At 72.4% G+C, this 24,468-nt stretch carries 22 protein-coding genes and 4 tRNA genes; 3 read left to right on the forward strand and 23 right to left on the reverse strand.

What is annotated here, in order from left to right; all coding sequences use genetic code 11:
- Positions 1-95: 95 nt before the first annotated feature.
- The 5 genes from rplA to ACSIH6_RS17890 all read right to left on the reverse strand — a co-directional run bounded on the left by rplA (position 96) and on the right by ACSIH6_RS17890 (position 3,007).
- Positions 96-773 carry a 50S ribosomal protein L1 gene (gene rplA / locus ACSIH6_RS17870; protein WP_017567290.1) on the reverse strand — a complete coding sequence of 226 codons (678 nt, stop codon included), beginning with the start codon at positions 771-773 and terminating at the stop codon, positions 96-98.
- A 120-nt stretch (positions 774-893) separates the two neighbouring features.
- Positions 894-1,322, reverse strand: a complete 429-nt coding sequence (gene rplK, locus ACSIH6_RS17875) for a 50S ribosomal protein L11 (protein WP_150249531.1) — start codon at positions 1,320-1,322, stop codon at positions 894-896.
- A 243-nt stretch (positions 1,323-1,565) separates the two neighbouring features.
- On the reverse strand, positions 1,566-2,408 hold the full coding sequence (gene nusG / locus ACSIH6_RS17880; protein ID WP_435109447.1) for a transcription termination/antitermination protein NusG: 843 nt from the start codon (positions 2,406-2,408) through the stop codon (positions 1,566-1,568).
- 171 nt (positions 2,409-2,579) lie between these two features.
- The gene (gene secE, locus ACSIH6_RS17885; protein WP_013156096.1) at positions 2,580-2,834 is read right to left on the reverse strand and encodes a preprotein translocase subunit SecE; all 255 of its coding nucleotides are present in this window, start codon (positions 2,832-2,834) and stop codon (positions 2,580-2,582) included.
- Between the two features lie 100 nt (positions 2,835-2,934).
- Positions 2,935-3,007, reverse strand: a tRNA-Trp gene (locus tag ACSIH6_RS17890).
- Positions 3,008-3,229: 222 nt separating this feature from the next.
- Here ACSIH6_RS17890 and ACSIH6_RS17895 point away from each other — a divergent pair.
- A complete protein-coding gene (locus ACSIH6_RS17895; protein ID WP_435109448.1) occupies positions 3,230-4,438 on the forward strand; it encodes a pyridoxal phosphate-dependent aminotransferase in 1,209 nt (402 codons plus the stop codon).
- 131 nt (positions 4,439-4,569) lie between these two features.
- The gene (locus tag ACSIH6_RS17900) at positions 4,570-5,619 is read left to right on the forward strand and encodes an adenosine deaminase (RefSeq protein ID WP_435109449.1); all 1,050 of its coding nucleotides are present in this window, start codon (positions 4,570-4,572) and stop codon (positions 5,617-5,619) included.
- Positions 5,620-5,766: 147 nt separating this feature from the next.
- Here ACSIH6_RS17900 and ACSIH6_RS17905 read toward each other — a convergent pair whose 3' ends face one another.
- The 17 genes from ACSIH6_RS17905 to ACSIH6_RS17985 all read right to left on the reverse strand — a co-directional run bounded on the left by ACSIH6_RS17905 (position 5,767) and on the right by ACSIH6_RS17985 (position 22,213).
- Positions 5,767-6,360 carry a TMEM165/GDT1 family protein gene (locus ACSIH6_RS17905; RefSeq protein WP_435109450.1) on the reverse strand — a complete coding sequence of 198 codons (594 nt, stop codon included), beginning with the start codon at positions 6,358-6,360 and terminating at the stop codon, positions 5,767-5,769.
- 327 nt (positions 6,361-6,687) lie between these two features.
- Complete coding sequence (locus ACSIH6_RS17910; protein WP_435109452.1) at positions 6,688-7,752, reverse strand: UDP-N-acetylmuramate dehydrogenase; 1,065 nt, start codon at positions 7,750-7,752, stop codon at positions 6,688-6,690.
- 2 nt (positions 7,753-7,754) lie between these two features.
- Positions 7,755-8,183, reverse strand: coding sequence for a MaoC family dehydratase (locus ACSIH6_RS17915; RefSeq protein WP_097636072.1), 429 nt, complete (start codon positions 8,181-8,183; stop codon positions 7,755-7,757).
- Positions 8,180-8,629 carry a MaoC family dehydratase N-terminal domain-containing protein gene (locus tag ACSIH6_RS17920; RefSeq protein WP_435109453.1) on the reverse strand — a complete coding sequence of 150 codons (450 nt, stop codon included), beginning with the start codon at positions 8,627-8,629 and terminating at the stop codon, positions 8,180-8,182. The genes ACSIH6_RS17915 and ACSIH6_RS17920 overlap by 4 nt, the downstream gene beginning before the upstream one ends.
- 139 nt (positions 8,630-8,768) lie before the next feature.
- Entirely contained in the window at positions 8,769-8,933 is a 165-nt protein-coding gene (gene rpmG / locus ACSIH6_RS17925) for a 50S ribosomal protein L33 (protein WP_013156089.1), read from the reverse strand.
- Positions 8,934-9,012: 79 nt separating this feature from the next.
- Positions 9,013-9,088: transfer RNA gene (locus ACSIH6_RS17930), tRNA-Met, on the reverse strand.
- Between the two features lie 100 nt (positions 9,089-9,188).
- Positions 9,189-9,264: transfer RNA gene (locus ACSIH6_RS17935), tRNA-Thr, on the reverse strand.
- Between the two features lie 162 nt (positions 9,265-9,426).
- Positions 9,427-11,457 carry an AAA family ATPase gene (locus ACSIH6_RS17940; RefSeq protein ID WP_435109454.1) on the reverse strand — a complete coding sequence of 677 codons (2,031 nt, stop codon included), beginning with the start codon at positions 11,455-11,457 and terminating at the stop codon, positions 9,427-9,429.
- A gap of 151 nt (positions 11,458-11,608) precedes the next feature.
- Positions 11,609-16,363, reverse strand: coding sequence for a TIGR02680 family protein (locus ACSIH6_RS17945; protein ID WP_435109455.1), 4,755 nt, complete (start codon positions 16,361-16,363; stop codon positions 11,609-11,611).
- Positions 16,305-17,699 carry a TIGR02678 family protein gene (locus ACSIH6_RS17950; protein ID WP_435109456.1) on the reverse strand — a complete coding sequence of 465 codons (1,395 nt, stop codon included), beginning with the start codon at positions 17,697-17,699 and terminating at the stop codon, positions 16,305-16,307. The genes ACSIH6_RS17945 and ACSIH6_RS17950 overlap by 59 nt, the downstream gene beginning before the upstream one ends.
- Positions 17,699-19,288 carry a DUF2397 family protein gene (locus ACSIH6_RS17955; protein WP_435109457.1) on the reverse strand — a complete coding sequence of 530 codons (1,590 nt, stop codon included), beginning with the start codon at positions 19,286-19,288 and terminating at the stop codon, positions 17,699-17,701. Before ACSIH6_RS17955 ends, ACSIH6_RS17950 begins: the two co-directional genes overlap by 1 nt.
- A 191-nt stretch (positions 19,289-19,479) precedes the next feature.
- Positions 19,480-20,034, reverse strand: a complete 555-nt coding sequence (locus ACSIH6_RS17960; protein ID WP_435109458.1) for a hypothetical protein — start codon at positions 20,032-20,034, stop codon at positions 19,480-19,482.
- Between the two features lie 135 nt (positions 20,035-20,169).
- Positions 20,170-20,496, reverse strand: a complete 327-nt coding sequence (locus ACSIH6_RS17965) for a hypothetical protein (protein ID WP_435109459.1) — start codon at positions 20,494-20,496, stop codon at positions 20,170-20,172.
- 10 nt (positions 20,497-20,506) lie between these two features.
- The gene (locus ACSIH6_RS17970) at positions 20,507-20,770 is read right to left on the reverse strand and encodes a hypothetical protein (RefSeq protein WP_435109460.1); all 264 of its coding nucleotides are present in this window, start codon (positions 20,768-20,770) and stop codon (positions 20,507-20,509) included.
- An 11-nt stretch (positions 20,771-20,781) separates the two neighbouring features.
- Positions 20,782-21,033 carry a hypothetical protein gene (locus ACSIH6_RS17975; RefSeq protein WP_435109461.1) on the reverse strand — a complete coding sequence of 84 codons (252 nt, stop codon included), beginning with the start codon at positions 21,031-21,033 and terminating at the stop codon, positions 20,782-20,784.
- Positions 21,034-21,089: 56 nt separating this feature from the next.
- Positions 21,090-21,341: a hypothetical protein gene (locus ACSIH6_RS17980; protein WP_435109462.1), complete on the reverse strand. Its 252-nt coding sequence runs from the start codon at positions 21,339-21,341 to the stop codon at positions 21,090-21,092.
- A 790-nt stretch (positions 21,342-22,131) separates the two neighbouring features.
- Positions 22,132-22,213, reverse strand: a tRNA-Tyr gene (locus tag ACSIH6_RS17985).
- Positions 22,214-22,446: 233 nt separating this feature from the next.
- Between ACSIH6_RS17985 and ACSIH6_RS17990 the strand changes: the two genes are divergently transcribed.
- On the forward strand, positions 22,447-22,944 hold the full coding sequence (locus ACSIH6_RS17990; protein ID WP_435109463.1) for a YajQ family cyclic di-GMP-binding protein: 498 nt from the start codon (positions 22,447-22,449) through the stop codon (positions 22,942-22,944).
- 177 nt (positions 22,945-23,121) lie between these two features.
- Here ACSIH6_RS17990 and ACSIH6_RS17995 read toward each other — a convergent pair whose 3' ends face one another.
- The gene (locus ACSIH6_RS17995; protein ID WP_435109464.1) at positions 23,122-23,985 is read right to left on the reverse strand and encodes a M48 family metalloprotease; all 864 of its coding nucleotides are present in this window, start codon (positions 23,983-23,985) and stop codon (positions 23,122-23,124) included.
- Between the last annotated feature and the right edge of the window lie 483 nt (positions 23,986-24,468).

The raw sequence follows: 24,468 nt of genomic DNA on the forward strand, positions 1-24,468 counted from the left end.
GCGGGGTCTTGGTGTGCCCTCGAGAAGCGGAGCGGCCCCCGCCGTCCTCTCGGGCTGCGGGGGCCGCTCTCGTCTGCGCTGGGCAGCCGCGAAGGCTAGGCGTCGAGCGGGATGCTCGGGCCCATGGACGTGGAGACCACGGCCTTCTTGATGTAGCGGCCCTTGGCGGCGGACGGCTTGAGGCGGTTCACCTCGTCGATCGCGGCCTGGTAGTTCTCCAGGAGCTTCTGCTCGTCGAAGGAGGCCTTGCCGATGATGAAGTGCAGGTTCCCGTGGCGGTCCACGCGGAACTCGATCTTGCCGCCCTTGATGTCGGTGACGGCCTTGGCGACGTCGGGGGTGACGGTACCGGTCTTCGGGTTCGGCATCAGGCCGCGCGGACCGAGCACGCGGCCGAGGCGGCCGACCTTGCCCATGAGGTCCGGGGTGGCCACGACGGCGTCGAAGTCGGTGAAGCCCTTCGAGACCTTCTCGATCATCTCGTCGTCGCCGATGATGTCGGCGCCAGCCGCGAGAGCCTGCTCGGCACGCTCACCGGTCGCGAAGACCAGGACCCGAGCGGTCTTGCCGGTGCCGTTCGGCAGGTTCACGGTGCCGCGGACCATCTGGTCGGCCTTGCGCGGGTCGACGCCCAGGCGCAGGGCGACCTCGACGGTCGCGTCGAACTTGACGGTGGAGGTCTCCTTGGCGAGCTTCACGGCCTCGGCGGGGCCGTAGAGCTTGTCACGGTCCACCTGCTGGCTGGCTTTGCGGTGGTTCTTGCTGCGCTTCACTCTGTTCTCCTGAGGAACGTGTGGTCACCGGGCCAGCGCCTGGCCCTGCCACGGTGGTTCTTGAACGTCGAGCGTCCCCGGTCGCTCCGGCCTCCTCGGGCCGGTGCCACCGTGCGGGGGCTACTTGACCTCGATGCCCATCGAGCGGGCGGTACCGGCGACGATCTTGGTGGCGGCCTCGATGTCCTCGGTGTTGAGGTCGGGCAGCTTGGTCTGCGCGATCTCGCGGACCTGCTCGGCGGTGATGGAACCGGCGGTGCTGCGGCCCGGGTCGGTGGCGGCCTTGTCCAGACCGGCGGCCTTCAGGATCAGCTTCGGCGCCGGAGGCGTCTTGGTGACGAAGGTGAAGGAACGGTCCTCGTAGATGGAGATCTCTACGGGGATGACGTTGCCGCGCTGGGACTCCGTGGCAGCGTTGTACTGCTTGCAGAAGTCCATGATGTTGACGCCGTGCGGACCGAGCGCGGTACCGACGGGCGGCGCCGGGGTCGCCTGACCGGCGGGGAGCTGCACCTTGACGAGTGCGGCAAGTTTCTTCTTCGGAGGCATATCGGGTCCTTTGCCTGATCTGCGTTGTGTTCTGGTCCCGTTGCCTCCCTGACGGCACCGCGCGGCCGAGGAGGCCGGGGAACCGCTGCCGAAGGAGGCGGGAACCCCGCGCACGACGGGCGCGGGGCGTCGGCCCGCCGGGGCCGGGCGGACCGGGGGCGCGTCCCGCCGGGGCGGGGCACGCGAGTGGGCCCGCCACGGGGCGGACCCACCAAGTCTATGCCGCTCTTGAGGGTGGACGTGCTAGATCTTGGCGACCTGGTTGAACGACAGCTCGACCGGCGTCTCGCGGCCGAAGATCGACACCAGCACCTTGAGCTTCTGGGTGTCGGGGTTGATCTCGCTGACCGTCGCGGGCAGGGTCGCGAACGGACCCTCCATGACGGTCACGGACTCGCCGACCTCGTAGGCCACGTCCATACGGGCCTCTCCGACGCCGCCCGCGGCACGGGCCTGCCGCGCCTGCTCCGGCTCCACCTCCGGCTCGGGGGCGAGGAGCTTGGCCACCTCGGTCAGGCTCAACGGCGCGGGCTTGTTGGACAGGCCCACGAAGCCGGTGACGCCCGGGGTGTTGCGGATGGCCGACCAGGACTCGTCGGTCAGGTCCATGCGGACGAGCACGTAGCCGGGCAGGACCTTCTCGGTGACCTGCTGGCGCTTGCCGCTCTTGACCTCGGTGACCTCGTGCTCGGGCACCTCGACCTGGAAGATGTACTCCTCCATGTTGAGGGACTGGGTGCGGCTCTCGACGTTGGCCTTGACCCGCTTCTCGTAACCGGCGTAGGTGTGCACGACGTACCAGTCGCCGGGCAGCAGGACGAGCTCGTTCTTGAACTCCTCGACGGGGTCCAGGCGGGGGGCCTCCTCCTCGGCGGCCTCACCCTCCTCCTCGGAGTCCTCCAGGACGCCCTCGTGGTCGTCGGCGGCGTCGGACTCGTCGGCGTCACCGGTCAGCTCCGGGCTGTCGGTGTCGGCCGCGTCGGTCGCGTCCTCCGGCAGCTCGCCCGCCAGGCCGGTCTCTTCCGCCGACGACTGAACCGGCTCCTCTTCGGGGAAGTCGTCAGAGGTCAGTGGGGACTCGGACACGGCTGCTCTTTCTCTCGTCGGATTCGCTCTCGGGGCGACGCACACGAGGCAGCGCTGTACGTCGAACCCGGTTCTGCCAGCTTACGGTCTCTCCGGGCGAACCGGGACCAACGCGCGGACGAGTGAGGCCGCGTCCCGACTCCTGCGGGAGAGGCGGCGCGGAAGGGGTGGTCAGACGCCCTGCGGGGTGCCGAACGTGCCGTACAGCCAGGTGACCGCCTCGCCGAAGCCCCAGTCCACGAGGGAGACGTATCCCAGGACGACCAGCACGAAGACGAGGACCACGATGGTGTAGGTCACCAGCTCGCGGCGCGTGGGCCAGCGGACCTTGCGCAGCTCTCCGGCGACCTGCTTGGTGAACGTCACCGGACCGGTACGACGCTTGGGCTCCTTGTCGGGCTTGGCGTCGGCGTCAGTCTGAGTCACCTGGGGTCCTTAGGGTCGCGGGCTGCTACTTGTCCCCGTAGTTTCGGTGCCCGTGACGGTGCGGCACCCGCCGGGGCGCCGCACCGCACGCGCGAAGGTGCAGGGCAGGAGGGACTCGAACCCCCAACCGCCGGTTTTGGAGACCGGTGCTCTGCCAATTGAGCCACTGCCCTTAGCGGAAACTGCGATCCCACCATAGCCGGTTCCGGTGCGCTACGCACACCGTGCGCCAGGTAACACCTGGGCCACGACCGGCCGACCCGCAAGAGTGTACGCGCTCGGGACGCCGTGACCAAACCGTTCGTCCCGCCGGGGAGGGGAAACGACCCCCTCGTCCGGTTGCGCCCTCCTTCCCGCCCGCCCCCGGACCAGGGGCGCATGACAACATGGGACACATGACTGATCGACCCCGTCTCTCTGCACGTATCAGCGCGATCTCCGAGTCCGCCACCCTGGCCGTGGACGCCAAGGCCAAGGCCATGAAGGCGGAGGGCCGTGCCGTCATCGGCTTCGGCGCGGGAGAGCCCGACTTCCCGACGCCCGACTACATCGTCGAGGCCGCCGTCGAGGCCGCCCGTGAGCCCCGGTTCCACCGCTACACGCCCGCCGGCGGCCTGCCCGAGCTCAAGAAGGCCATCGCCGAGAAGACCCTGCGCGACTCCGGCTACGAGGTCGACCCCGCCCAGGTCCTGGTGACCAATGGCGGCAAGCAGGCCATCTACGAGGCCTTCGCCGCCATGCTGGACCCGGGCGACGAGGTCATCGTCATCGCCCCGTACTGGACCACCTACCCCGAGTCCATCAAGCTCGCGGGCGGCGTCCCGGTCTTCGTCGTCACCGACGAGAGCACCGGCTACCTGGCCAGTGTGGAGCAGTTGGAGGCGGCGCGCAGCGAGCGCACCAAGGTCCTGGTGTTCGTCTCCCCGTCCAACCCGACCGGCGCCGTGTACCCGCGCGAGCAGGTCCGCGAGATCGGCCGCTGGGCGAACGAGCACGGCCTGTGGGTGCTGACCGACGAGATCTACGAGCACCTGGTCTACGGGGACGCCGAGTTCTCCTCGCTGCCCGTCGAGGTGCCCGAGATCGCCGACCGCACCGTCATCGTCAACGGCGTGGCCAAGACCTACGCGATGACCGGCTGGCGCGTGGGGTGGATCATCGGCCCCAAGGACGTGGTCAAGGCCGCGGGCAACCTCCAGTCGCACGCCACCTCCAACGTCGCCAACGTCTCGCAGGCCGCCGCCCTGGCCGCGGTCTCCGGCGACCTGGACGCCGTGGCGACGATGCGCGAGGCCTTCGACCGCCGCCGTAAGACCATCGTGCGCATGCTCAACGAGATCGACGGCGTGGTCTGCCCCGAGCCGCAGGGCGCCTTCTACGCCTACCCCTCGGTCAAGGGCGTGCTGGGCAAGGAGATCCGTGGCCGGACGCCGCGGACCTCCACCGAGCTGGCCGAGCTCATCCTGGAGCAGGCCGAGGTCGCCGTGGTGCCCGGTGAGGCCTTCGGCACCCCCGGCTACCTGCGCCTGTCCTACGCGCTCAGCGACGAGGACCTCGCCGAGGGCGTGAGCCGCATCCAGAAGCTGCTGGCCGAGGCCAGGTAGGCCGCACGGCCGTCGGACGCGCCCCGGGGACCGGTTCCCCGGGGCGCGTCCGCGTGTACGGGGCCGGTCCCCGCGCACCGAAGTGGGGCGTCCTGGCACCGGAGGCGCGCCGTATACGGCAGGCTTACGTCATGGAGACACCGACCAGCGCCCGCCGGTTGGACCGGCTGCCCAAAGCACACCTGCACCTGCACTTCACCGGGTCGATGCGCCATCCCACCCTGGTGGAGCTGGCCGCCGAGCACGGCATCCACCTCCCCCAGGCCCTGGTCGAGGAGTGGCCGCCCAAGCTCCGCGCCACGGACGAGCGCGGCTGGTTCCGCTTCCAGCGCCTGTACGACATCGCCCGATCGGTGCTGCGCAGACCCGAGGACGTGTACCGGCTGCTGCGCGAGGCGGCCGAGGACGAGCGCGCGGCCGGGTCCGGCTGGCTGGAGATCCAGGTGGACCCGAGCGGTTACGCGTCGCTCTTCGACGGGCTCACCGCCACCCTGGAACTGTTCCTGGACGCGGCCCGCGCCGCCGAGCACGCGACCGGCGTACACGTCGGCCTGATGGTGGCGGCCAACCGCACCAGGCACCCGCTGGACGCCAAGGTGCTGGCCCGCCTGGCCCGCCAGTACGCGGGCAGGGGCGTGGTGTCGTTCGGCCTGAACAACGACGAGCGGCGGGGCCGCGCACTGGAGTTCGAGGGAGCGTTCCGGATCGCGCGCCGGGCCGGGCTGCTCTCCGCGCCGCACGGCGGCGAACTCCAGGGACCCCGCAGCGTGCGCGAGTGCCTGGACGTGCTGGACGCCGACCGGATCGGACACGGGGTGCGGGCCGTGGAGGACCCGCGGCTGGTGGAGCGCATCGCCGAACGCGGGGTGACGCTGGAGGTCTGCCCGACCTCCAACGTGGGCCTGGGGGTGTACGACGACCTGGGGCAGCTGCCGCTGCGCACGCTCTTCGACGCCGGGGTGCCGGTCGCGCTGGGCACCGACGACCCGCTGCTGTTCGGGCCGCGCCTGGTGGAGCAGTACCGGATCGCCCGCGAGGTACTCGGGTTCTCCGACCCGGAGCTGGCCGAGCTGGCGCGGATGTCGGTCCGCGGCTCGGGCGCGCCGGAGTCGCTGCGCAAGGAGCTGTTGGCCGGGGTGGACGCGTGGCTGGCCGCCGAACCGGAGCCCGTCGGGGGCTGAGCCGCCCCGGCTCCGGTCGCTCGCGGCGGCCGAGGCCGTCCAGGGCGCGGTCCCGTGCCCACGGCCCGGCTCAGGGCTCAGGGCTCAGGGCTCAGGGCTCAGGGCTCAGGGCTCAGGGCTCAGGGCTCAGGGCTCAGGGCTCAGGGCTCAGCCGAGGAGCATCCAGGCGCCCTGGCCCAGCATGGCCGCGCCCGCGACGAAGAACAGGACGGCCGCACCGATCTGGATGGCGCGCTCGGGCAGCTTCTTGCCGAGCACGGCACCCAGCGCGATGGCGATGGCGTCGGCCGCGACCATGCCCACGGTGGAGCCGATCCACACGGGCAGCCAGTGGTGCTGGGTGCCGACGGTGATCGTGGCGAGCATGGTCTTGTCACCGAGTTCGGCGACGAGGAAGACGACGAAGACGGTCGCGAACGCGGAGCGGATGCGCCGGGAGGCCGCGCGGGCCTCGTCCTTGTCGCTCATCTCGTCGCCGCGCAGGGTCCACGCGCCGAAGAACAGGAACGCGACACCGGCGGCGAGGGTGAGCCAGTCGGTGGGCAGCGCGGCGCCCAGGACCTCGGACAGCAGAACGCTGCCCGCGTGCACGACGGCGGTGGCGGCGGTGATGCCGAGGATGACCGTGAGGGCCCGGTAGCGGGTGGCCAGGGACATCGCCACGAGTTGGGTCTTGTCGCCCATTTCGGCGATGAAGATGGCGAAGGCGCTGAATACCAGTCCGGCGGTGAACCCCGTCATGTTTCCCCTTCCGTCCGACGATGTCTGGGCAGAAGGCGGCGGACGCCACTTCAACCCGGTCTTTTCCGGGTCAAAGGTCTCATCCGCTCCTGGCTCGGCGCGTCTGGCCTTGCCGGGCTCGTACGACCGGGCCGCGGGGCGGCCAGTGTGTCGATCGCACGCATTGGGGACTACTCCCCTTCGACGTCTCCGACTTTATGGCAGAACGGAAGGGGAATGCAATTCATGGCTTTACTGAATTGTTTTATCAGCCAGCCCTGAAAAACAAGTTCGCCGCGCCCAACTTCGAAATTGGGCGCGGCTGGGGGCGGGGCGGAACGCCCCGGGTCAGAGCGAGACGCCGACCATCACCGGCTCGTTGACCAAGCGGACCCCGAAGGCCTCCTCCACGCCCGCCCGCACCTCGCGGGCCAGCTCCAGGAGGTCCTCGGTGGTGGCGCCACCGGGGTTGGTCAGGGCGAGGCTGTGTTTGCCGGAGATGCGCGCGGAACCGTCGCCGTACCCCTTGGTGAACCCGGCGCGGTCGATCAGCCAGGCCGCGGAGAGCTTGACGTCCCCCCGCGCGTCGGGGTGGCCGGGCACCTGCACGTCGGCGCCCAGGCGGGCGGCGGCCCGATCGCGCACGGCCGCGAACTCCTCGGCGGTGACGACGGGGTTGGTGAAGAACGACCCGGCGCTGCGGGTGTCGGGGTCGGCGGGGTCCAGGACCATGCCCTTGCCCCTGCGCAGCCCCAGGACGGTCTCGCGTGCCTGTTCCAGCGGCACCCGGGCGCCCGCCTCGGTCCCCAGGGCGCGGGCCACCTCGGCGTAGGCGACGGGACGGCTGAGCTTGGATCGGCGCAGCGCGAAGACCACCTCGCACACCACGTGGCGGTCGTCGCCCTTGAAGACGCTGTCGCGGTAGCTGAAGCCGCACTCGGCGTTGGTCATCCGGCGCCGCTCGCCGGTGCGCCGGTCGTGGACGAGCACCTCGCGGATGGTCTGGCTGACGTCCTGGCCGTAGGCGCCCACGTTCTGGATGGGGGTGGAGCCGACCCGGCCGGGGATGCCCGACAGGAACTCCAGCCCGCTGAGGCCCTCGGCGACGGCGCGCTCCACCAGCGGGTCCCACTCCACGCCCGCTTCGGCGCGCAGCAGCACGACCGGTTCGCCCGCGTCGTCGGTGCCCGCCTCCTCGAAGGAGACCCCCTTGGAGTCCACGAGGACCACGGTTCCGGGGAACCCGGCGTCGGAGACCACGAGGTTGCTGCCGCCGCCCAGGACGAGGACGGGCTCACCGGCGGCGTCGGCCCCGGAGACGGCGGCGACCAGCTCGTCGGTGGTGCCCGCGACCCGGAAGGTCCGCGCCGGGCCGCCCAGGCGCAGGGTGGTGTACTCGGAGAGTGCGGTCACGTCTACCTCGCCAGGCGCACGGTGGCCTTGGACTGCACCAGGACCTTGGCGCCGCCCGACCGCGCGGTCAGCAGCACCGTGACGGTGCCGTCGTCGTTCTTGGTCTTGACCTTGCCGCCGACGGTGATCTCGGCGCCCTCGTCGTCGTCGGGGACCACCACGGGCGCGGAGAAGCGCACCGAGTAGTCGACGACGCAGCCGGGGTCGCCCGCCCAGTCGGTGAGCACCCGCGCGGCCTCGGCCATGGTGAACATGCCGTGCGCGATGACGTCGGGCAGTCCGACCGACTTGGCGAAGCGCTCGTTCCAGTGGATCGGGTTGAAGTCGCCCGAGGCGCCCGCGTAGCGGACCAGGTCCAGGCGGCGGACCGGGAAGGTGCGCTCGGGCAGCTCGGTGCCGACCTCGACGTCGGCGTGGCGCAGCCTGCTCATTCCTCTCCTCCTCGCGCGACCAGCATCATCGTGGCGGTGACCACGTGCTCGCCGTCGGCGTCGTGGGCCGCGGTCTCCAGGGTGATCAGCTCGTTGCTGCCCAGGACCCGGATGGCCGTGATGCGGGTGACACTGCTGAGGACGTCTCCGGCGTGCAGCGGACGGCTGTAGCGGAAGCTCTGGTCGCCGTGCACGACCCGGGAGAAGTCCAGGCCGAGGCCGGGGTCGGCGATGGCCTGCGCCGAGCCGGCCATCCCCAGGATGACCGGGAAGGTGGGCGGGGCGACCACGTCGGGGTGCCCGGCCGCCCGGGCCGAGGCCTGGTCGGTGTAGACCGGGTTGGGGTCGTTGACCGCCTCGGCGAACTCCCGGATCTTGCCCCGGGTGACCTCGTAGGCCTCCGGCGCGGGGTACTCCCGGCCGAGGTAGTCAGGGTTGATCGCCACGCTCTCTCCTGTCGTGAAGGGGCCCGGACACGCGAACAGCCCGGTGAGCGGATCGCTCACCGGGCTGGAAGCCTTCGAGAACTGCCTCTGCGACGTCGCGGCGGAGACGATCGCGCTCGACAGGGACGCTCGCGCGGGACTAACGGGTCTCGCGGTGCTCGTTGTGCTTGCGGCAGTTCGGGCAGAACTTCTTGATCGCGAGACGGTCGGGGGTGTTCCGACGGTTCTTGCGGGTGATGTAGTTCCGGTGATTGCACTCCTGGCAGGCCAGGGTGATCTTCGGCCTCACGTCGGTGGCAGCCACTTCGGAGTGCCTTTCTCGCTGGAAACAGTGGTAAACGCCCGCGACGACCCCTGAGATGTGGGCTCAGGGGTCAGCGGGTTGGTAGCGGGGGCCGGACTTGAACCGACGACACAGCGATTATGAGCCGCTTGCTCTACCGACTGAGCTACCCCGCCCCGATCAACGGGTACAACCCTAGCAGGGCTGTGACCCGGTGCAGGCCGGCGGATGCTCCCTCCGGCCACCCACCTGAGTGGACCGTACCCCGTCAAGTGGTGGAGCCCCTTTACGGAATCGAACCGTAGACCTTCTCCTTACCATGGAGACGCTCTGCCGACTGAGCTAAAGGGGCGCGCTGGTGGGGCTTTCTCTCGTCCGCCCCGGGGGTGCTGCCCCCTTGCGCTGGTCATGACTATACAGGGATCCGGGGGTGCTCTGCCAAATCGAATGCCCCCGGCCCGCGCCCGGACTCCGAAACCCCTGTTCACAGCGGGTTCGGCACCACGGCTGTGACTCAGACCGCCTCGACCCACACGTTGGACATGGCGTCCCGGTTGATCGTGCGGATGTTCGCGGGCAGGCCCAGCCTGCGCAGGGCGTCGGACAGGCGGGTGTCGTGGGTGAACACGATCAGCTGCCGGTGCCTGCCCACCTCCGCCAGCACCGCGGACAGCCCCTCCACGGTCTCGGTGTCCATCGCCTGGACCGGGTCGTCCAGGACCAGGAAGCCGAAGGGGTTGCCCTCCACCAGGGTGCGCGGCAGGCAGATGGACAGCGCCAGCGCCTGGAACTCGCCCTGGCTCAGGAGTCCGGGCGCGCTGGTCTGGTCCCCGACGCCGTCGACCGACACGTCCACCTCGACCCGGCGCCTGGCGCCCCGGCCGATCAGCCGCATGCCCTGGAGGTCGATGTGGCGCTCCTGGCGCAGTCGGTACCAGACCTGCTCGGCCTGTGCGGCGACCGGTCCCAGCCGCTCCTCGCGCAGGATCCTCGCCTGCTCCGTCAGCCAGGTCAGCGCGGCCTCGGCCCCGTTGAGGGCGTCGCGCGCCGTGAGGGCGTCCTGGGCGTCGTCCAGCCACCCCGAGAGCTGCTCGGCCAGCTCCGACCAGCCGCCGGTCGGGTCCTCCAGCCGCTCGCTCGCGTCCCGGCGGGCGCTCACCGCGGCCGCGCGCAGCCTGCGGCCGACCGCCTCGACGTGCTCGGCCAGCTCGGCCAGGTCGTCGATGTCCGCGCCGGACTCCCACAGCGACCACACCTGGCCCAGTTCGCTCTCCGGCGGCAGCCAGCCCGGCGCCGGTGACATCAGGAAGCGGGCCTGGTCCCTGGCCGCGTCGGCGCGCTCGTAGGCGGCCGAGACGACGGCCGCCTGCGGCTTGAGGGCGCGCAGCTGGGCGTTGGCCCGGCGCACCCAGTCGGCGCCCAGCGGCGCGGTGCACGTGGGGCACTCGGTCTCCGAGGGGTGGCGCTGGTGGTGTTCGAGGGCCTGTTCCAGGAGCCTGACCACCCCGTGCGCACGGTCGCCCTTGCTGCCCGCGGCCATGGCGAGCTCCATGGAGGCGCCCCGGAGCTCGTTGACCACGTCGGACATCAGCGCCCGCTCGGGCACGGCCAGCCGCCGCAGGCGGCGCAGGACCGTGTGCAGCTCGGGGTCGCTGGGCCCGGTGTCGGACGCGAGCCTGCGCAGGGCGTCCATGTCGAAGTAGGAGGCGGTGAGGAGCTGGACGGCCTGGGCGGACCTGGGGTCGTCGGAGGCCCGGAGCGCGTCGAGCAGGTGCCGCAGCTCCCGCGAGGGCCGGTCGCGGCGCTTGGCGAGTCCGTCGCACACCTTGGCCAGGCGGCGCTCGGCCTCCGCCAGGCCGCTGAGCCCGAGCAGGCCGGTGAGCGTGTCGTACAGCTCGGCCGAGCGCCCGGTGACCGTGCGGCCGAGTTCGTCGTAGGACAGGAACGGGCGGTAGCGCACGAGGTTGTCGCCCCAGTCCATGGTCCTCAGGGGGGAGACCTCGCCGTCCGGGTGGACGACCTCGCCGCGCGCGGAGCGGACGCTCTCGCCCGTCCACCTGCGGCTGATGCGGGTGGAGCCCGCGTCCCCGGCGACGCGGACGTCGACGGTCGCCTCGGTGCGCTCGTCGTAGTGGAGGTTGCGCCAGCCGTCGCGCCAACCCGTGGGCATGGCGTCCCACCGGGGGTTGCGGCCGGTGAGGGCGGCCTCGGCCGCCTCGGCGAAGCTGGACTTGCCCGAGCCGTTGCGCCCGACGATCACGGTGAGCCCGGGGCCGGCGTCGAAGGTGAGTTCGGCCGGGCGTCCGATGCCCCGGAAGCCCTGGACCCTGATCCCCGTGAGGTAGGTCCGCCGGACCCTGCCCGCGGGCGGTTCGGCCTCGGGTTCCGGCTCGGGGACGCGCTCGCCCCTCAGACGGGCCTCCAGGGCGTCCTCGCCCCACAGGGCCGCGCTGACCCAGGAGCTGACCTCCCGGGGCAGCCCGGAGCGCGCCAGAGCGTCCAGGAGCGCCGTCCCACCCTCGAACGTCTCGGCTACCCGAGTCACTTCGTCACCCCGCTCATGTGTGGTCTCTGTACAAGCAGACTAGGGCGTGTCCGCCGGACACGCCCTGGGACAGGATGGGAGGAAGCACTCGCCGAATGCCGGTCTCCGTTGTGGGAGGAGACGACTGTCCTCCTCCCCCGCCGCGGACCCCCTACACCCCCACCAGGCGTCTCCTGCTCCCGTCCCACGTGAAGTGCAGGGTGGCGATCCCGGGTACGTTCGGGTCCCGCAGGCACTCGTAGATGTTCAGGCTGGGGACGCTGGCGAAGCAGCCCCACACCCGTTCCGAGGTCAGGACGAAGTCCAGGTCCAGTTCGACCAGCAGGCCCAGCAGGCGCCCGTGCGTGGGCTCGTCGACCTTGGCGAAGGCGTCGTCGAGCAGGATCAGCCTCGGCGCCCACGGCGCCCTGGCCGCCAGGGCGTCGAAGTGCGCGGCGGCGGCCGCGAACAGCACCAGGTAGGCCACCACGCGCTGCTCGCCCTGGCTGAGCGCCGTGCGGTGCCCCAGGCGCCGCTCGTCGCCCGCGCCGTCGGTGACGTACACGGTGAAGGTGAACCAGGAGCGGTAGTCCAGGGCCGCGCGCAGCTGCGCGCCCCCCGTGGCGCTGGGGTCCAGGCGGCGGATGGCCTCGATGCAGCGCCGGAGCGCGTCGCGCAGCCGGGTCGTCTGCACGCGGGTCCGCTCCCGGGCCGGGGTGGCCAGGAGCGGCACGACCGCCTCGATGTCCGCGCCCGCGTCGGGGGCCAGCCGCCAGTCCAGGCGCACCCCCAGTCCGGCCGAGGTGGTGACGTCCTTGAGGACGTCGTTCATGGTGGCGATGAGGGCCCTGGCCTCCTCGACCTGGCGCGCCAGGTGGCCGGCCAGCTCTCCGAGCAGGTGCCGCTCGAAGGCCTCCTCCTCCGCGATCGCGACGCTCTCCTCGGCCCCGGCGACCGCGGCGGCGATCCGCTCGGCGTAGGCGGTGACGTCGTGCGCGCCGTCCTCGTCGTGGACCGTGAGGCGCTTGACGCCCCGCGGTTCGCTCATCTCGGTGCGTACCTGCGTCCAGCCCGCCGAGGCGAGCACCCGGTCCAGGTCCTCGCGACTGGCCAGGACCGTGCTGTCGTCGACCCGCGGCACGTCCGTCGCGTCGTCGCCCTCCGGGGCGGCCAGGCCCTCCTCCATCCGGACGACGAAGGCCTCCAGCAGGGCGAGGCGGTCGTCGGGCCCCGGGGGCGCGGTCTCGGCGCGGGCGGCCAGGTAGGCGGCCAGGGGCGCGCCGTCCTCGGCGCACGCGCCCAGTCCGGCGGCGCGCAGCAGCACGGCGTCGGGGGCCTCGGCCCCGGACTCGTCGGTTCCGGTGACCGCGGAGACCAGCCCGTCCCCGGCCGCGAGCGCGCGGCTCACCAGCTCGGCGCGCTCGCGCGTGGCCGCGGCCAGGCGCGCCTCGGCGCTGACCCGCTCGTCCCGGGCGCGCTGGGCGTCGCGTTCGAGCTCGGGCAGCCGCTGGGCGGCCTCCTCGGCCCTGGCCCCGACCTGCTCGCGGGCGGCGTCGAGCTGTTCGTCGGCCACCCCCCGCGCCCGGTCGCCGAGCTCGATCTGGCGGCGGACGGTGATCATGTCGTCGATCGCCGCGGCGCGGGCGTCCTCGGCCAGCGCCCGGTCGGCACGGACGGCCCGCCAGGCGGCGACGTGGTGCTCGTGGTCGGCGAGCTCCCAGGCCAGGACGTCCAGGTCGCGCAGCGCGGAGGCGATGAGGACGCGCAGGTGGTCCAGGGCGCGCAGGGCGCTGTCCAGGTCGGCACGCGCGGTGGGCAGGTCCTTCTCCCCCGCGGCGGGCCCGCCCTCCTCGGTGCCCTCCACCACGGAGGAGCGGCGCAGCCTCTCACGGACGTCGAGCAGTTCGGCCCGGCAGTCCTCGGCCGTGTCGCGGGCCACGTCGTGGGCGCGGCGCGCGGCGGCCACGTCGTCCCGGGCGGCCTCCAGGGCGGCCCAGGCGCGGACCAGGGGGGCGGCGTCGGGCAGGTCGCGGGAGACCTCCAGGAGTTCGGCGTAGGAGTGCTCGACGGCCCAGCGGCGCTCGCCCGCCTCGGCGAGCAGGGCCTCGGCGATCGCCATGCGCCTGTCGGTGTTGGCGGTGGTGCGGTCTCGGGCCCGTTTGCGTGCGGCCTCGCCGATGTACTCGGGTTCGCTCTTGTAGTGGGCGCCGGAGGCCACGCCCAGGCGCCAGCCGCCGGAGAGGGACATGGCGCTGGAGAGGGCGACGAAGCCGGGGCTGTCCTTGCGGTGCCGGGGTTCGGCCTCGGAGTCCTCGGGGACGCGGGTCCGTTCCGCCTCGGAGTCCAGGGCGATGGAGGAGAGCAGGGCGCGCAGGGTCTCGGGGGCGACGCCGCGGCCGGTGGTGGGTCCGGCGGCCGGGACGAGCACGTCGAGCAGCGTCCGGCCGCGGACGGGGCGCGACAGCGCGGGGACCGGTACCGGGGAGACCATGAGGTCGCGCGTGGTCGGGTCGTGCAGGGCGCCGTCGGCGCGGACCCAGCCCGCCAGCAGTCCGCTGGCCTCCAGGGCGGCCTCCAGTCCGGCCTGCTCGCGCGTGCTGAGCCCGTCCGCGAAGTCGACGGCCAGGTAGAGCGGGACGCCGTCCCCGTCGGGGCGCGGGTAGGTGGCCCATCCGGGGCGCTCGGGTGCGTGCTCGGCGTTCCTGGTGCGCCGGTCCGCCAGTTCCGCGAGTTCGCCGGAGAGCTGGCCCTCCTCCCCGACGGCCACGTCGCGGCGGGCGCGCAGCTCCTCCAGGAGGGGGTCCACGGCGGCGTGCGCCAGGCGGGCCACCCTGCCGGGGACCGCGGGGTCCAGGACGCGCAGCGCGTCGTCGATGGGCAGCTCGACGCTGCCCTCCAGCTCGTGGATGGCCTCGCCCAGGGCGTGCGCGTGGCTGGAGTCGCGCAGCCGGGCGGACCAGTCCCGGACGCCCTCGGCGTAGGCGGCGCTCTGGCGCCGTACGAGGCCGATGGCGTCCTGCTCGCGCTGGTGTGCGCGTTCGAGTACGGCGTCGGCGGACTCGGCCTCGCTGGTCAGCGCGACGAGGCGGCGGTCGGCGGCGGCCTCGACGGCGGTGAGTCCGGTCAGGCGGGCGGCCAGGTCGGCGCGGTCGGCGGCGCGGTCGGCGGCTCCGGTGAGGCGGTCGTGGAGGCGGCCCAGGCGCTCGCGCAGGCCGTCCAGGTCCACGCCCTCGACGGGTTCGCGTTCGACGGCCTGTTCCAGCCCCCGCAGGTCGACCCGGGTGGTGCTCTCGCGGGGCGCGTGGACGGTGGCGACCGGGTCGGGGACGGTACCGAGGACGCCGGGGTCGATCCCCGCGGCGGAGGCGGCGCGCGCGGCCTCGGCGTGGGTCTGGCGCAGGACGTCGAGCGCGCGCTCGATCGTGGCGGTGTCCTCGCCGATCCGCTCGACGGTGTGGCGTTCTACCCGTTCGGCGTGCTCGGCGGCGACCCAGGCGGCCTCGGCCGCGCGGATGTAGGCGCCCACGGCGGCGTCGTAGGCGCGGCGCTCGCCGTCCGTGGCCGTGGCGGCGCCGCCCTGGGCCGCGGCGAGGGTCGTGTCGTCGGAGCGGGCGGTGTCGCGGGTGCGGCGGGCCTGGTCGCGTTCCTCGGAGATCTGGCTCTCCGCCGTGATGAGGCTGTCCAGTTCGGCGCGCAGCCGCGCGGTCTCCTCGGTCCGGTCCGCGGCGGCGTCGATCTGCTCGCGCACCTCGGCGGCCCGGGCGCGCAGGGTGTGGACGAGGTAGCCCCGGTAGTCCTCCAGGAACGCGGTGACTCCCGCGCCGGCCTCGGTGAGGGCGTCCTTGTCGGAGCGGGCCCGCTCCAGGTCGGCGATGTTGCGGGCGACCTCGTCCAGGATGGTCTCGTCCATGGGCGGCAGCGCCTCGGACAGGACGCCGACGAGTTCCCCGGCCTCCAGGCGGTCGCCGATGGTGGGGCGGCGCAGCCGGTAGAGCAGGTGGACGAGGTTGCGGTAGCGGACGGAGTCGTCGATGCCGAACAGGTCGTGCATCACGCGGGCCCGGTAGGGGACGGGGCTGGTGAAGCAGTTGTCGGCGCCGATCTCCGAGCGGAGGCGGTCGACGGGCTTGGGACGGCCGTCGGTGACGAGCTCGAGGTCGTGGCCGACCCTGCGGTCGGTGACGAAGAACACGCAGCGCGGGTCGGAGTCGCCGACCGCCATGACGGCCGCGCCCAGGGTCAGGTGGCTGGGCGGGGCGTCGGGGTCGCGGGGCTCCGGCTCCCGTGCCGCCGGGTCGGACTCGGCGGCGGTGCTGGCCGCCGCGCTGGCGGCGAGGAGGGCTGAGGCGCTGTTGGCGCCGGTCCCGGCGAGCAGCGCTGAGGCCCCCCGGCCGGTTCCGGGGCGGGCCGCGGCGTCGAGTCCGCGGTCGCCGCGGTCGGTGGTGAACTCCACCCACAGGTAGCCGAGCCGGGTGGCGGGACCGGAGTCCTCCTCCGCGGGGTCGCCGGACGCGTCGGCGCCGTGCTGGCCGTCCGCGGGTCCGTCCTCCGCGTCGGGGCCGCCGAGCAGGTCGGGGCCGCCCTCCTCGGCCCCGTGGAGGCGGCCCGGCCGCGTGTCCTCGGCCATGAGCCAGCGCAGGCTGGTGCGGTTGGTGCCCGTGGTGTCCAGGCGGCGCACGTCGCCGTCGAGCAGGAACGGGAGCAGCATCTCCAGCGCCTTGGACTTGCCCGCGCCGTTGCGGCCGCGCAGCAGCAGCCGCCCCTCGGCGAAGTCCAGGACGTGGTCGTCGTACTGCCAGACGTTGCGGATGCCCGCGCGTTCGAGCCGGTAGCGGGGGACGCCGTCGGAGGCGCCGGTACCGGCGGAATCAGCCGGACCCGTCGCCGCCGCCGCTTCCGGGGCCTGGCTGGTCTCCTGAGTCACCACTGGTCGCGCTCACCTTCTCGTTCGCCACCGCTTGCAGCACGGACGCCACCCGGCTCAGGTCGCCGCGGGGGTCGGCGGGAGCGTCGGGTTCACCCTCGTCGTCGCCGGGGGCACGCACCGGGTCGGGGTGTGTCCGGCTGTCTTCGTCATTGTCCTGGATCGGGGGGACGCGGACGTCCGTTTCGGCTCCGTAGCGGGCGGCCGCGGCGGTGAGCCGCCACCGCCCGGGGGCGCCCCGCAGCAGCCCGAGGTCGGTCAGCAGGACCAGGACCCGCTCGCGGAGCCGTCCGGGATCGGGGACCTCGGGTCCCGCGGTGCGGGCCCACTCGGCCCGCGCGGGTGCGTCGGCGCCGCAGAGGGCCTCCAGCGCGGCGTTCAGCTCCTCCTCCGGAACGGGGGAGGAGGTGGCGGGGCGACCGGGGTGCAGGCGGCCGGAGAGGTGGCGGACCAGGGCCAGGGCGACCTGTCCGACGGGGTCGTCGGAGGGGAAGGTGTGGCGGGTCCCCGCCTCGTCGGGCATCACGAGGGCGACGCCCTCGGCGCGGACCTCGGTGTCGCAGCCCAGGAGGTTGCCGAGGGCGGCGGCGGCCCGCCACTGGTGCGCGGCGAGGCGGTCGCGCTGGCGGTCGGGGAGCTCCTCGCGGTAGACGACCGCGGTCTCGGCGAGGAGCCTGCGCAGGGCGGTCTCGCCCTGGTGGTCGCCGTCGGGGTCGGTGTCGCGGGCGGCGGCGAGGAAGGAGTCGGGGTCGTCGGAGGCGCGGGGCAGGTGGGCGGCGACCGAGCGCAGGACCTGCGTGTGCGGGATCAGCTCCGCGTCGGCGGAGGGGTCCTCCCTGTGGTCGGCGATGGTGCCGAAGTCCTCGGTGAGGGCGCCGAGCGCGACCAGGTGGAGCAGGGCGGCGCAGAAGGCGCGGCGCTCGGCCAGGCCGCGTGTGGGATCGGCGTCGACCCCGGCCTCGTGCGCGGCGGAGCGGACGCGTCCGGCCAGGCCGCGGACGGTGGTGGGGCCGTGCTCCTCGACCAGGACAGCCAGGGACAGCGCCAGGTAGGTGTGCGTGCGCGGGGTGAAGGGGGCTCCGGTCCCGCGCACGAGGGGGCGCGCGACCTCGGTGACGAGGCCGCGTTTGACCAGGCGGGCGTGGTCCTCGGCGACGGTCAGGCGGTAGTCGAGCACGCGCTGGAACCGCTGGACGAGCCACTCGGTGTGGGAGCGCACGAGGGCGAGCTCGGCGGGGTGGGTGCGCTCGGTGAGCAGGGGGTGCGCCAGGAGGGCGCGGGCCGCGGCCTGGCGTTCGCCGATGAGCGCGGCGTCCTCGCTGTAGGTGTCCGTCTCCATCACTCCCACGATCGCGTCTCGGACGGGTTCGCGGACAGGTCGTCCGGACCGGGGGTTTCCGGGTCCGGTCCAGGGAGGTTACCGGTGGGTTCGGGGTCCTCGGGGCGGGGCGCGGGGGCGGCGGGGGCCGGAGGAAGCCCCAGGATGTCCGCGTAGGAGGGAGCGGCGGGGGTCCCGAGGATCTCCGGGGCGGGTGGGACAGCGGGGTCCGCGGAGTACGGCGGGATTGCCGGGGACTGGGGGAAGGAGGGTTCTGCCGAAGCCGCCGAGGTCTCGGAGGTGCCGGATACGGCCGGGGACGGTGGGGTCTCCGGACTCTCGGGTGCGACTGGAACCCGCGGGTCGAAAGGGGCCGCGGGGCCGCTGGGTGCGACCGGGGGTTCAGGGGCGCCCGTGCTCGCGGAGCGATCCGAGGCAGTCGAGAGCCGAGGGTCGAAAAGGGGTGCCGGGGCCTCGGGGTTCTTTGGGTCTGTCGGGACGGAGGGAACCGTCGGGGCCTCGGCGTCAGCGGAGCCAGCAGAGGCGTCTGCGCTCACGGAGCGATCCGAGGCGGCAGAGTACTGAGAGGCGGCGGAGTTCAGCGGGTCGTCTGAAGTCTCAGCGCTTTCGGGTGCGGGCGGGACATCGGGGTTCGCGGGGTACTGCGGGACTGCCGAGGAGGGTGGGGCCTCCGGGCCCTCGGATGTGGCCGGGGTGAACTGGGTCCGGGGGTCGAACGGTGCGGACGGGGCTGCCGGGACGTCCGTGCTCGTGGAGACGGCGGAGTCGGTGGGGGCCTGTGGGTCCTCGGACGGCTTTTCGGACCCCTCGGTGAGGTCCTCGTCGTTCCCGGTGGCGAGCGGGTCCGCGTCGGCACCGGCGGCGGAGGCGTCCTCCTCCGGAGAGCCGTCGGCGAGGGGGTCCGCGGCGCCCTCCTCCGGCTCCTCGGGGAGCGGGGCGAGGTCACCGGCGCTGTGCTGCTCGTAGGAGGTCACCAGCAGGCGCAGCCCCTCCAGGGTCAGTTCTCCGCCCTCGCCCCGGATGGTGACGTCGGCGCCCGGCGCGGCGACGACGTGCAGGCGCAGCGCGAACTCCAGGTCTCCGGCGGAGGTGGGGCGCCTGCTGGCGTCGCCGGACCCCAGGGCCGCGGTGAGGAGCTCCATCAGGACCTCCATACCGGCACCGGACAGGTCCAGGCGGGTGCGGCGGCCCGTGGGCTCGGTGAGCAGGGAGCGGATCTGCGCGGCACCGGCGCGGCGCCAGTGGGCGGAGGACTCGGCGGCGTCGCGCAGGCGCGCCTGCTGGGCGCGGTGGTCGCTCACCGGCTCGGGCGGGCGGGCGCCCGGGTGCTCGGTGACGGTGCTGCGGTCGGCCTCGGCCTGCCACCAGCTGGTGGTGGCGGCGACGCCCTCGTCCACCCTCCCCTCCAGGTGGAGCGCCGGGTGGAGGGCGTACGCGGCCGCGGAGAGGGCGTCGGCCCGGTCCGGGTCGGCCTCCTCGAACCAGGCGGCCAGGCGCAGCAGCGAGGCGCGGCCGTGCCGTGGCGTCGGCCGCCCGTCGGCGCCCCGTCCGTCGTCCGCGTGGTTGTCCGTCCACTGGTTGAGTCCCACAACTCAGCAGACTAGAGACCTCGCGGGCGCGCCACGCCCGTTTCGGCGCCGTCCGGTCCCGGGAAGAGTGCCGCGTCACCCGTTTTGATCAGGCGTTATGTTCTTTTGAGGAACTTTGGCATGATTCTGCGGAGGGAGGCGAAGCTCACCTCCACCGGATGCGACGGCGTGCCCTCGGCGGCCGGTCCGGATCACCCGGCGCTCGGCAGCGTCAGGGTCCCGCTGTCGACCTCCTCCAGCGTCCCGATCATCTCCTCGGACATCTCCTCGCCGTAGTCGGTGATCGTGTACGTGGAGAAGTACATGGTGCCGTCGACGTCCACCGGGTCGCCCAGCTCGACCTCGACCTCGTAGGGGTCGTCCTGGCACCCCTCCTGCATGCACCAGGTCCCCTTGACCCCTCCCTCGCCGCGCGCGACCTCGTCCGCCCACGTGCCCCACTCCATGTCGGTGAAGGTGGTGAACTCCGTGGCGACGTACTCGGTGGGGGTCTGGTCGTCGAACCCGTTCTCGTTCCCGTACCGGTTGAGGACGAAGGTCCCGCTGCTCTGGTTGGTGTCCTCCTCCGGAGCGGGCTGCGTCCCCTGCGGGCTGGCCTGCTCCTGCGGGTCGGCGGTCTCTCCCCGCGGGTCCTGTTCCGTCTCCGGGGCGCTGGTGCCCTCGGGCGGGTCGGGCGTGCTCACCTGCTCGCCGCAGCCGGTGACCGCCAACAGCAGTACCGCTCCCGTCAGGATCGTGCGCCTCATCTGGCATCTCCCCCCACGTCGGTTCCCTCAGATGTCCTACCTGCGACAAGGCCCTCCGGCAGGCTGCCGGAGGGCCTCGACGAACCACTCGCGTTCCGTCACTGCGGGATCGGGGATCCCGCCACTCGAAGGTGGCTAGTACCCGTTGTCCCCGTCCTCACCCTCGCCCTTGTGACCCTCCGGGGCGCCACTGTCGTGGCCCTCGGAGCTGTCGTGCCGGACGTTGGTGGTGGCGGGGCCGTTGATGCAGTCACCCGTCGTCTGTGGCGACAGGATGGGCACGTTGACCCCAGCCACCCCCACGGCCAGTTCGGCGTTGCAGATCTGGACCGGAACCAGCTGGAGGTTCTGGTTGAACTGCTGACCGCCGCCGTGCGAGCTGGCGAACACGGGCGAGGAGGCGAGCAGCGCGCCCAGGGCGACACCGGCGATGGCGGTGGCCGCCGTGAACTTGCGCAGCATGGGCCGTCCCCTAATCGATGTTGGTGCTGACCGGGCCGTTGACGCAGTCGCCCGTGGTCTGCGGCGACAGGACCGGCACGTTGACGCCGGCCAGGAGGCCGACCACCAGCTCGGTGTTGCAGAGCTGGACCGGAACCAGCTGGAGGTTCTGGTTGTACTGCTGGTCGCCGCCGTGCGAACCGTGCGCCCCACCCGCGGAAGCGGGCGTGGCGGCCAGGATGGCGCCCAGGGCGATCCCGGCGACGGCGGTGGCGGTGGTGAGCTTGCGCAGCATGTCGGGACCTCCTAGTCGATGTTGGTGCTGACGGGACCGTTGGTGCAGTCGCCGGTGGTCTGCGGCGACAGGACCGGCACGTTGACAGCGACCAGGCCGACGACGGCCTCCGTGTTGCACAGCGAGACCGGGATGGCCTGGAGGTTCTGGTTGTACTGCTGGTCGCCGCCGTGCGAACCACTGGCGGAGGCCGGGGAACCGGCGAGGACGACACCGAAGGCAGCACCAGCGACGAGGCCGGCAACTCCGAGCTTACGCAGCATTGAATTACCCTTCGAGAAAGTTTGAGATAGCGTTTCTTGCGGACGGATTGCCGGAACTAGCTGATGTTGGTGCCGACGGGGCCGTTCACGCAGTCGCCGGTGGTCTGCGGCGACAGGATCGGCAGGTTCACCGCAACGAGGCCGATGCTGGCCTCCAGGTTGCAGGACTGGATCGGAACCAGCTGGAGGTTCTGGTTGAACTGCTGGTCACCACCGTGCGAACCACTGGCGTGAGCCGGGGCTCCCATGAGGAGCGCGCCCATCGCGGCACCGGCGACCAGGCCAGCAGCGGCCATCTTCTTGAACATGACTTCCCCCGAGAATCGGTTACGAGGTATTGACAGAAAAAGACTCAGGCGCTTGTTGCACCTGTGTCGCGGTGGACTGGGGCAATCATCATCCGGCCCTCAGTTTTTGTCAACGCCGAAACTCGGAAAGCAATTTGTCCAGATTGTCGCAACCATTCTTTTCGTGCCGACCGCGAATGGCTGCATTCGCTTCCTTTTCGCTCGACACGCCCAAAGGTCCGACCCCGGTCCAAGACGGAGCCGGACCGGCGAAGCGGACACACCACCCGCTATCCGCACAGCCGGGACGGAACTCGCGCGCCAGCCCTCCGAAAGCGGCGGCGAAACCGCAGGTCAGCGCCCATTCGGGCAGGCATCTCGTCCTCAGCGCCCCCGCTGGGAGAGCGGGAATCCGCGTTATCCGCCCGTGTCCCGAACGCGATGGATCCGCGATCGGCCGAATCCGGAAAACAGCGCCGTCCGGGGTCCGGAACGCCCTCCGGCCCCCTGGCGGCGCAGGGAATGTGACCCGTGTCTCCCCACTGTGGGGCGACACGCCCGCCCCGGGGCGGAGGCGCGCCACGGCCGCGGCACGACGGCCCCGGACAGCCGCGGACGGCCCCGGGCGACAGCGGTCAGCCGTGGGTGGCTGCGGGTGCCCGCCCCCTGCCCGAGACGGCCGTGAACGACCGGGACGCGTGCGGCCTGAGAGTGTCCCGCGACTGTCCCGGGGAGACCCGTGAACGGCCGTGAACGCGAGAAGGCCCCGGTGTCCAGCGTCTCCGCTGGTCACCGGGGCCTTCTCCCCGTGTGGCAGGTCAAGGATTCGAACCTTGGAAGGCTAAGCCGACGGATTTACAGTCCGCTCCCATTGGCCGCTCGGGCAACCTGCCTGGGCTGCGGCGACGTGTTCGTCGCGGCGCATCACCGAGAATAGCGGATGATCCGCCCGAACCTGAAATCGGTTGTTCGGGCGCGCCCCGGACGGGCACGTCGGGCACCCGATCGGCGCGCGGCTAAGCTCTGAGGACCGTCCGCGCAGGATCCGGCGCGGACCGACGAGTAACCCACGCGGGCGTCCACGGACACCCGCGACCCATGAAGACCTAGCGGGGTGTGAGCGAACGTGGCCGCCGAATCCAGTTTCGACGTCGTGTCCAAACTCGACCGTCAGGAGGTCGACAACGCGCTGAACCAGACCGCCAAGGAGCTGGCCCAGCGGTTCGACTTCAAGGGCACCGGAACCACCATCGCCTGGCAGGGCGAGGACGGGATCGAGGTCAGGGGCAACTCCGAGGAGCGGGTCAACGCCGCCCTGGACGTCTTCAAGGAGAAGCTGGTCAAGCGCAAGCTCTCCCTGAAGATCCTGGACCCCGCCGACGAGCCCAGGCTCTCGGGCAAGGAGTACCGCCTTCCCGTCGGCCTCAAGGAGGGCATCACCTCCGAGGACGCCAAGAAGATCTCCAAGCTGATCCGCGACGAGGGCCCCAAGGGCGTCAAGGCCCAGATCCAGGGCGACGAGCTGCGCGTCAGCTCCAAGAAGAAGGACGACCTCCAAGTCGTCCAGAACCTCATCAAGGAGAAGGACTTCGACCTGGCGATCCAGTTCGTCAACTACCGCTAGCGGTGGCGGTGGCGGTGGCGGACCGGCAGGCGTAGCCAACGGCGAGAACACGACGGCCGCCCTCCCCCTCGGGGACGGGCGGCCGTCGCCGTCTCACTGCGCTGTCCCACCTGTTGGGCCGTCCCACCGGTGCTGGCTCACCGCACCGGCTCAGCGCGCCGTCCCACCGGCACCGCCTCAGTGGCCCAGGTCCCAGCCGCGGCGCAGCTCCCGCAGGCGCCGGACGCGCTCCGCCGTCGGCGGGTGCGCGGCGAACAGGCGGCCCACGCCGCTCGGGAACGGGTTGGTGGTCATCAGGTGCGCCGAGGCCAGCAGGCTGCGCTCCCGGGGCAGCGGGTACCGGAACGCGCCCACCTCCAGCTTGCGCAGGGCGTCGGCCAGCGCCAGCGGGTCGCCGGTCAGCCGCGCGGCCTGCTCGTCGGCCCGGAACTCGCGCTGGCGCCCCACCCCGCAGTAGACGACCATGGCCGCCAGCGGCGCCAGCAGCACCGTCATCAGGCCGCCCAGCAGGGTGGGCATGTCGCTCTCCTCGGAGTCCCCCAGCGGGACGAGGAGGGCGATGGCGGTCGTCGCCGTGATCACCGCGGTCAGGGTGGTCGCCACCGAGCTGATCAGCGTGTCGTTGGCCCGGATGTGCGCCAGCTCATGGGCGATCACGCCGCGCAGCTCGCGCTCGTTCAGCGTGCGCAGCAGCCCCGTGGTGCAGCACAGGGAGGCGCGGCGCGGGCTGCTGCCGGTGGCGAAGGCGTTGGGTGAGCGCACGGGCGACAGGTAGAGCCGGGGCATCGGCTGCCGGGCGGCCGTGGCCAGCTCGCGGACGATCCGGTACAGCTCGGGGCGCTCGATCTCGCTCACCGGCCGCGCGCGCATAGCGCGCAGCGCCAGGGACTCCCCGAAGAGGTAGACCAGGACCCCGGCGCACAGCACCAGGGCCACGGAGAACTGGGCGCCCTTCTCGGCTCCGCACAGCCAGCCGACCAGGACGACGAGCACCGCGGCGCCGACGAACAGACCGGCCGCGCGGGCCACGCTGACGTGCACGCCACCACCTCCTCGTTCAGCCGACGATGAATGCGTACATGGTGGCAAACGTGCGGGTCACCGCTCCGCGTTCCCGTTACGGGTCCAACGTCCGAGGCATCACTGATCTCCCTCTCATCTGCCGTCTCCCCCGCACCACCCGCGCCTCCGTCCACAGCCACACCCCTCCGAGTCCCCTCCGTGTGAGAATGGCCACCCGCGCGCGGTCTCGGCGCCCCCGACGACTTATAGTGCGAACGTGGCCCTCATCACTCCGCGTACCAGGCCGTCGGGACTCCAGCCCCTCGGTCCGGTGTGCGGGCGGCCGTGTCGTTGAAGGCTGGCCCCTTCACGACCCGGCCGTCGCGGCGCGGCCGCACCGCGCGAGACCGGGTTGGCGCATCCGGCGATCGCGAGGGCCGCGAACGCTGTCCCCACGTCCCCGAGCCAGACACCCGGACCGCGACGTCGCGGTCCGGTCGGGGGCGACACCCGAGCGCCGCC

This window comes from Nocardiopsis synnemataformans, from assembly GCF_965343085.1.
Lineage (GTDB): Bacteria > Actinomycetota > Actinomycetes > Streptosporangiales > Streptosporangiaceae > Nocardiopsis > Nocardiopsis alborubida.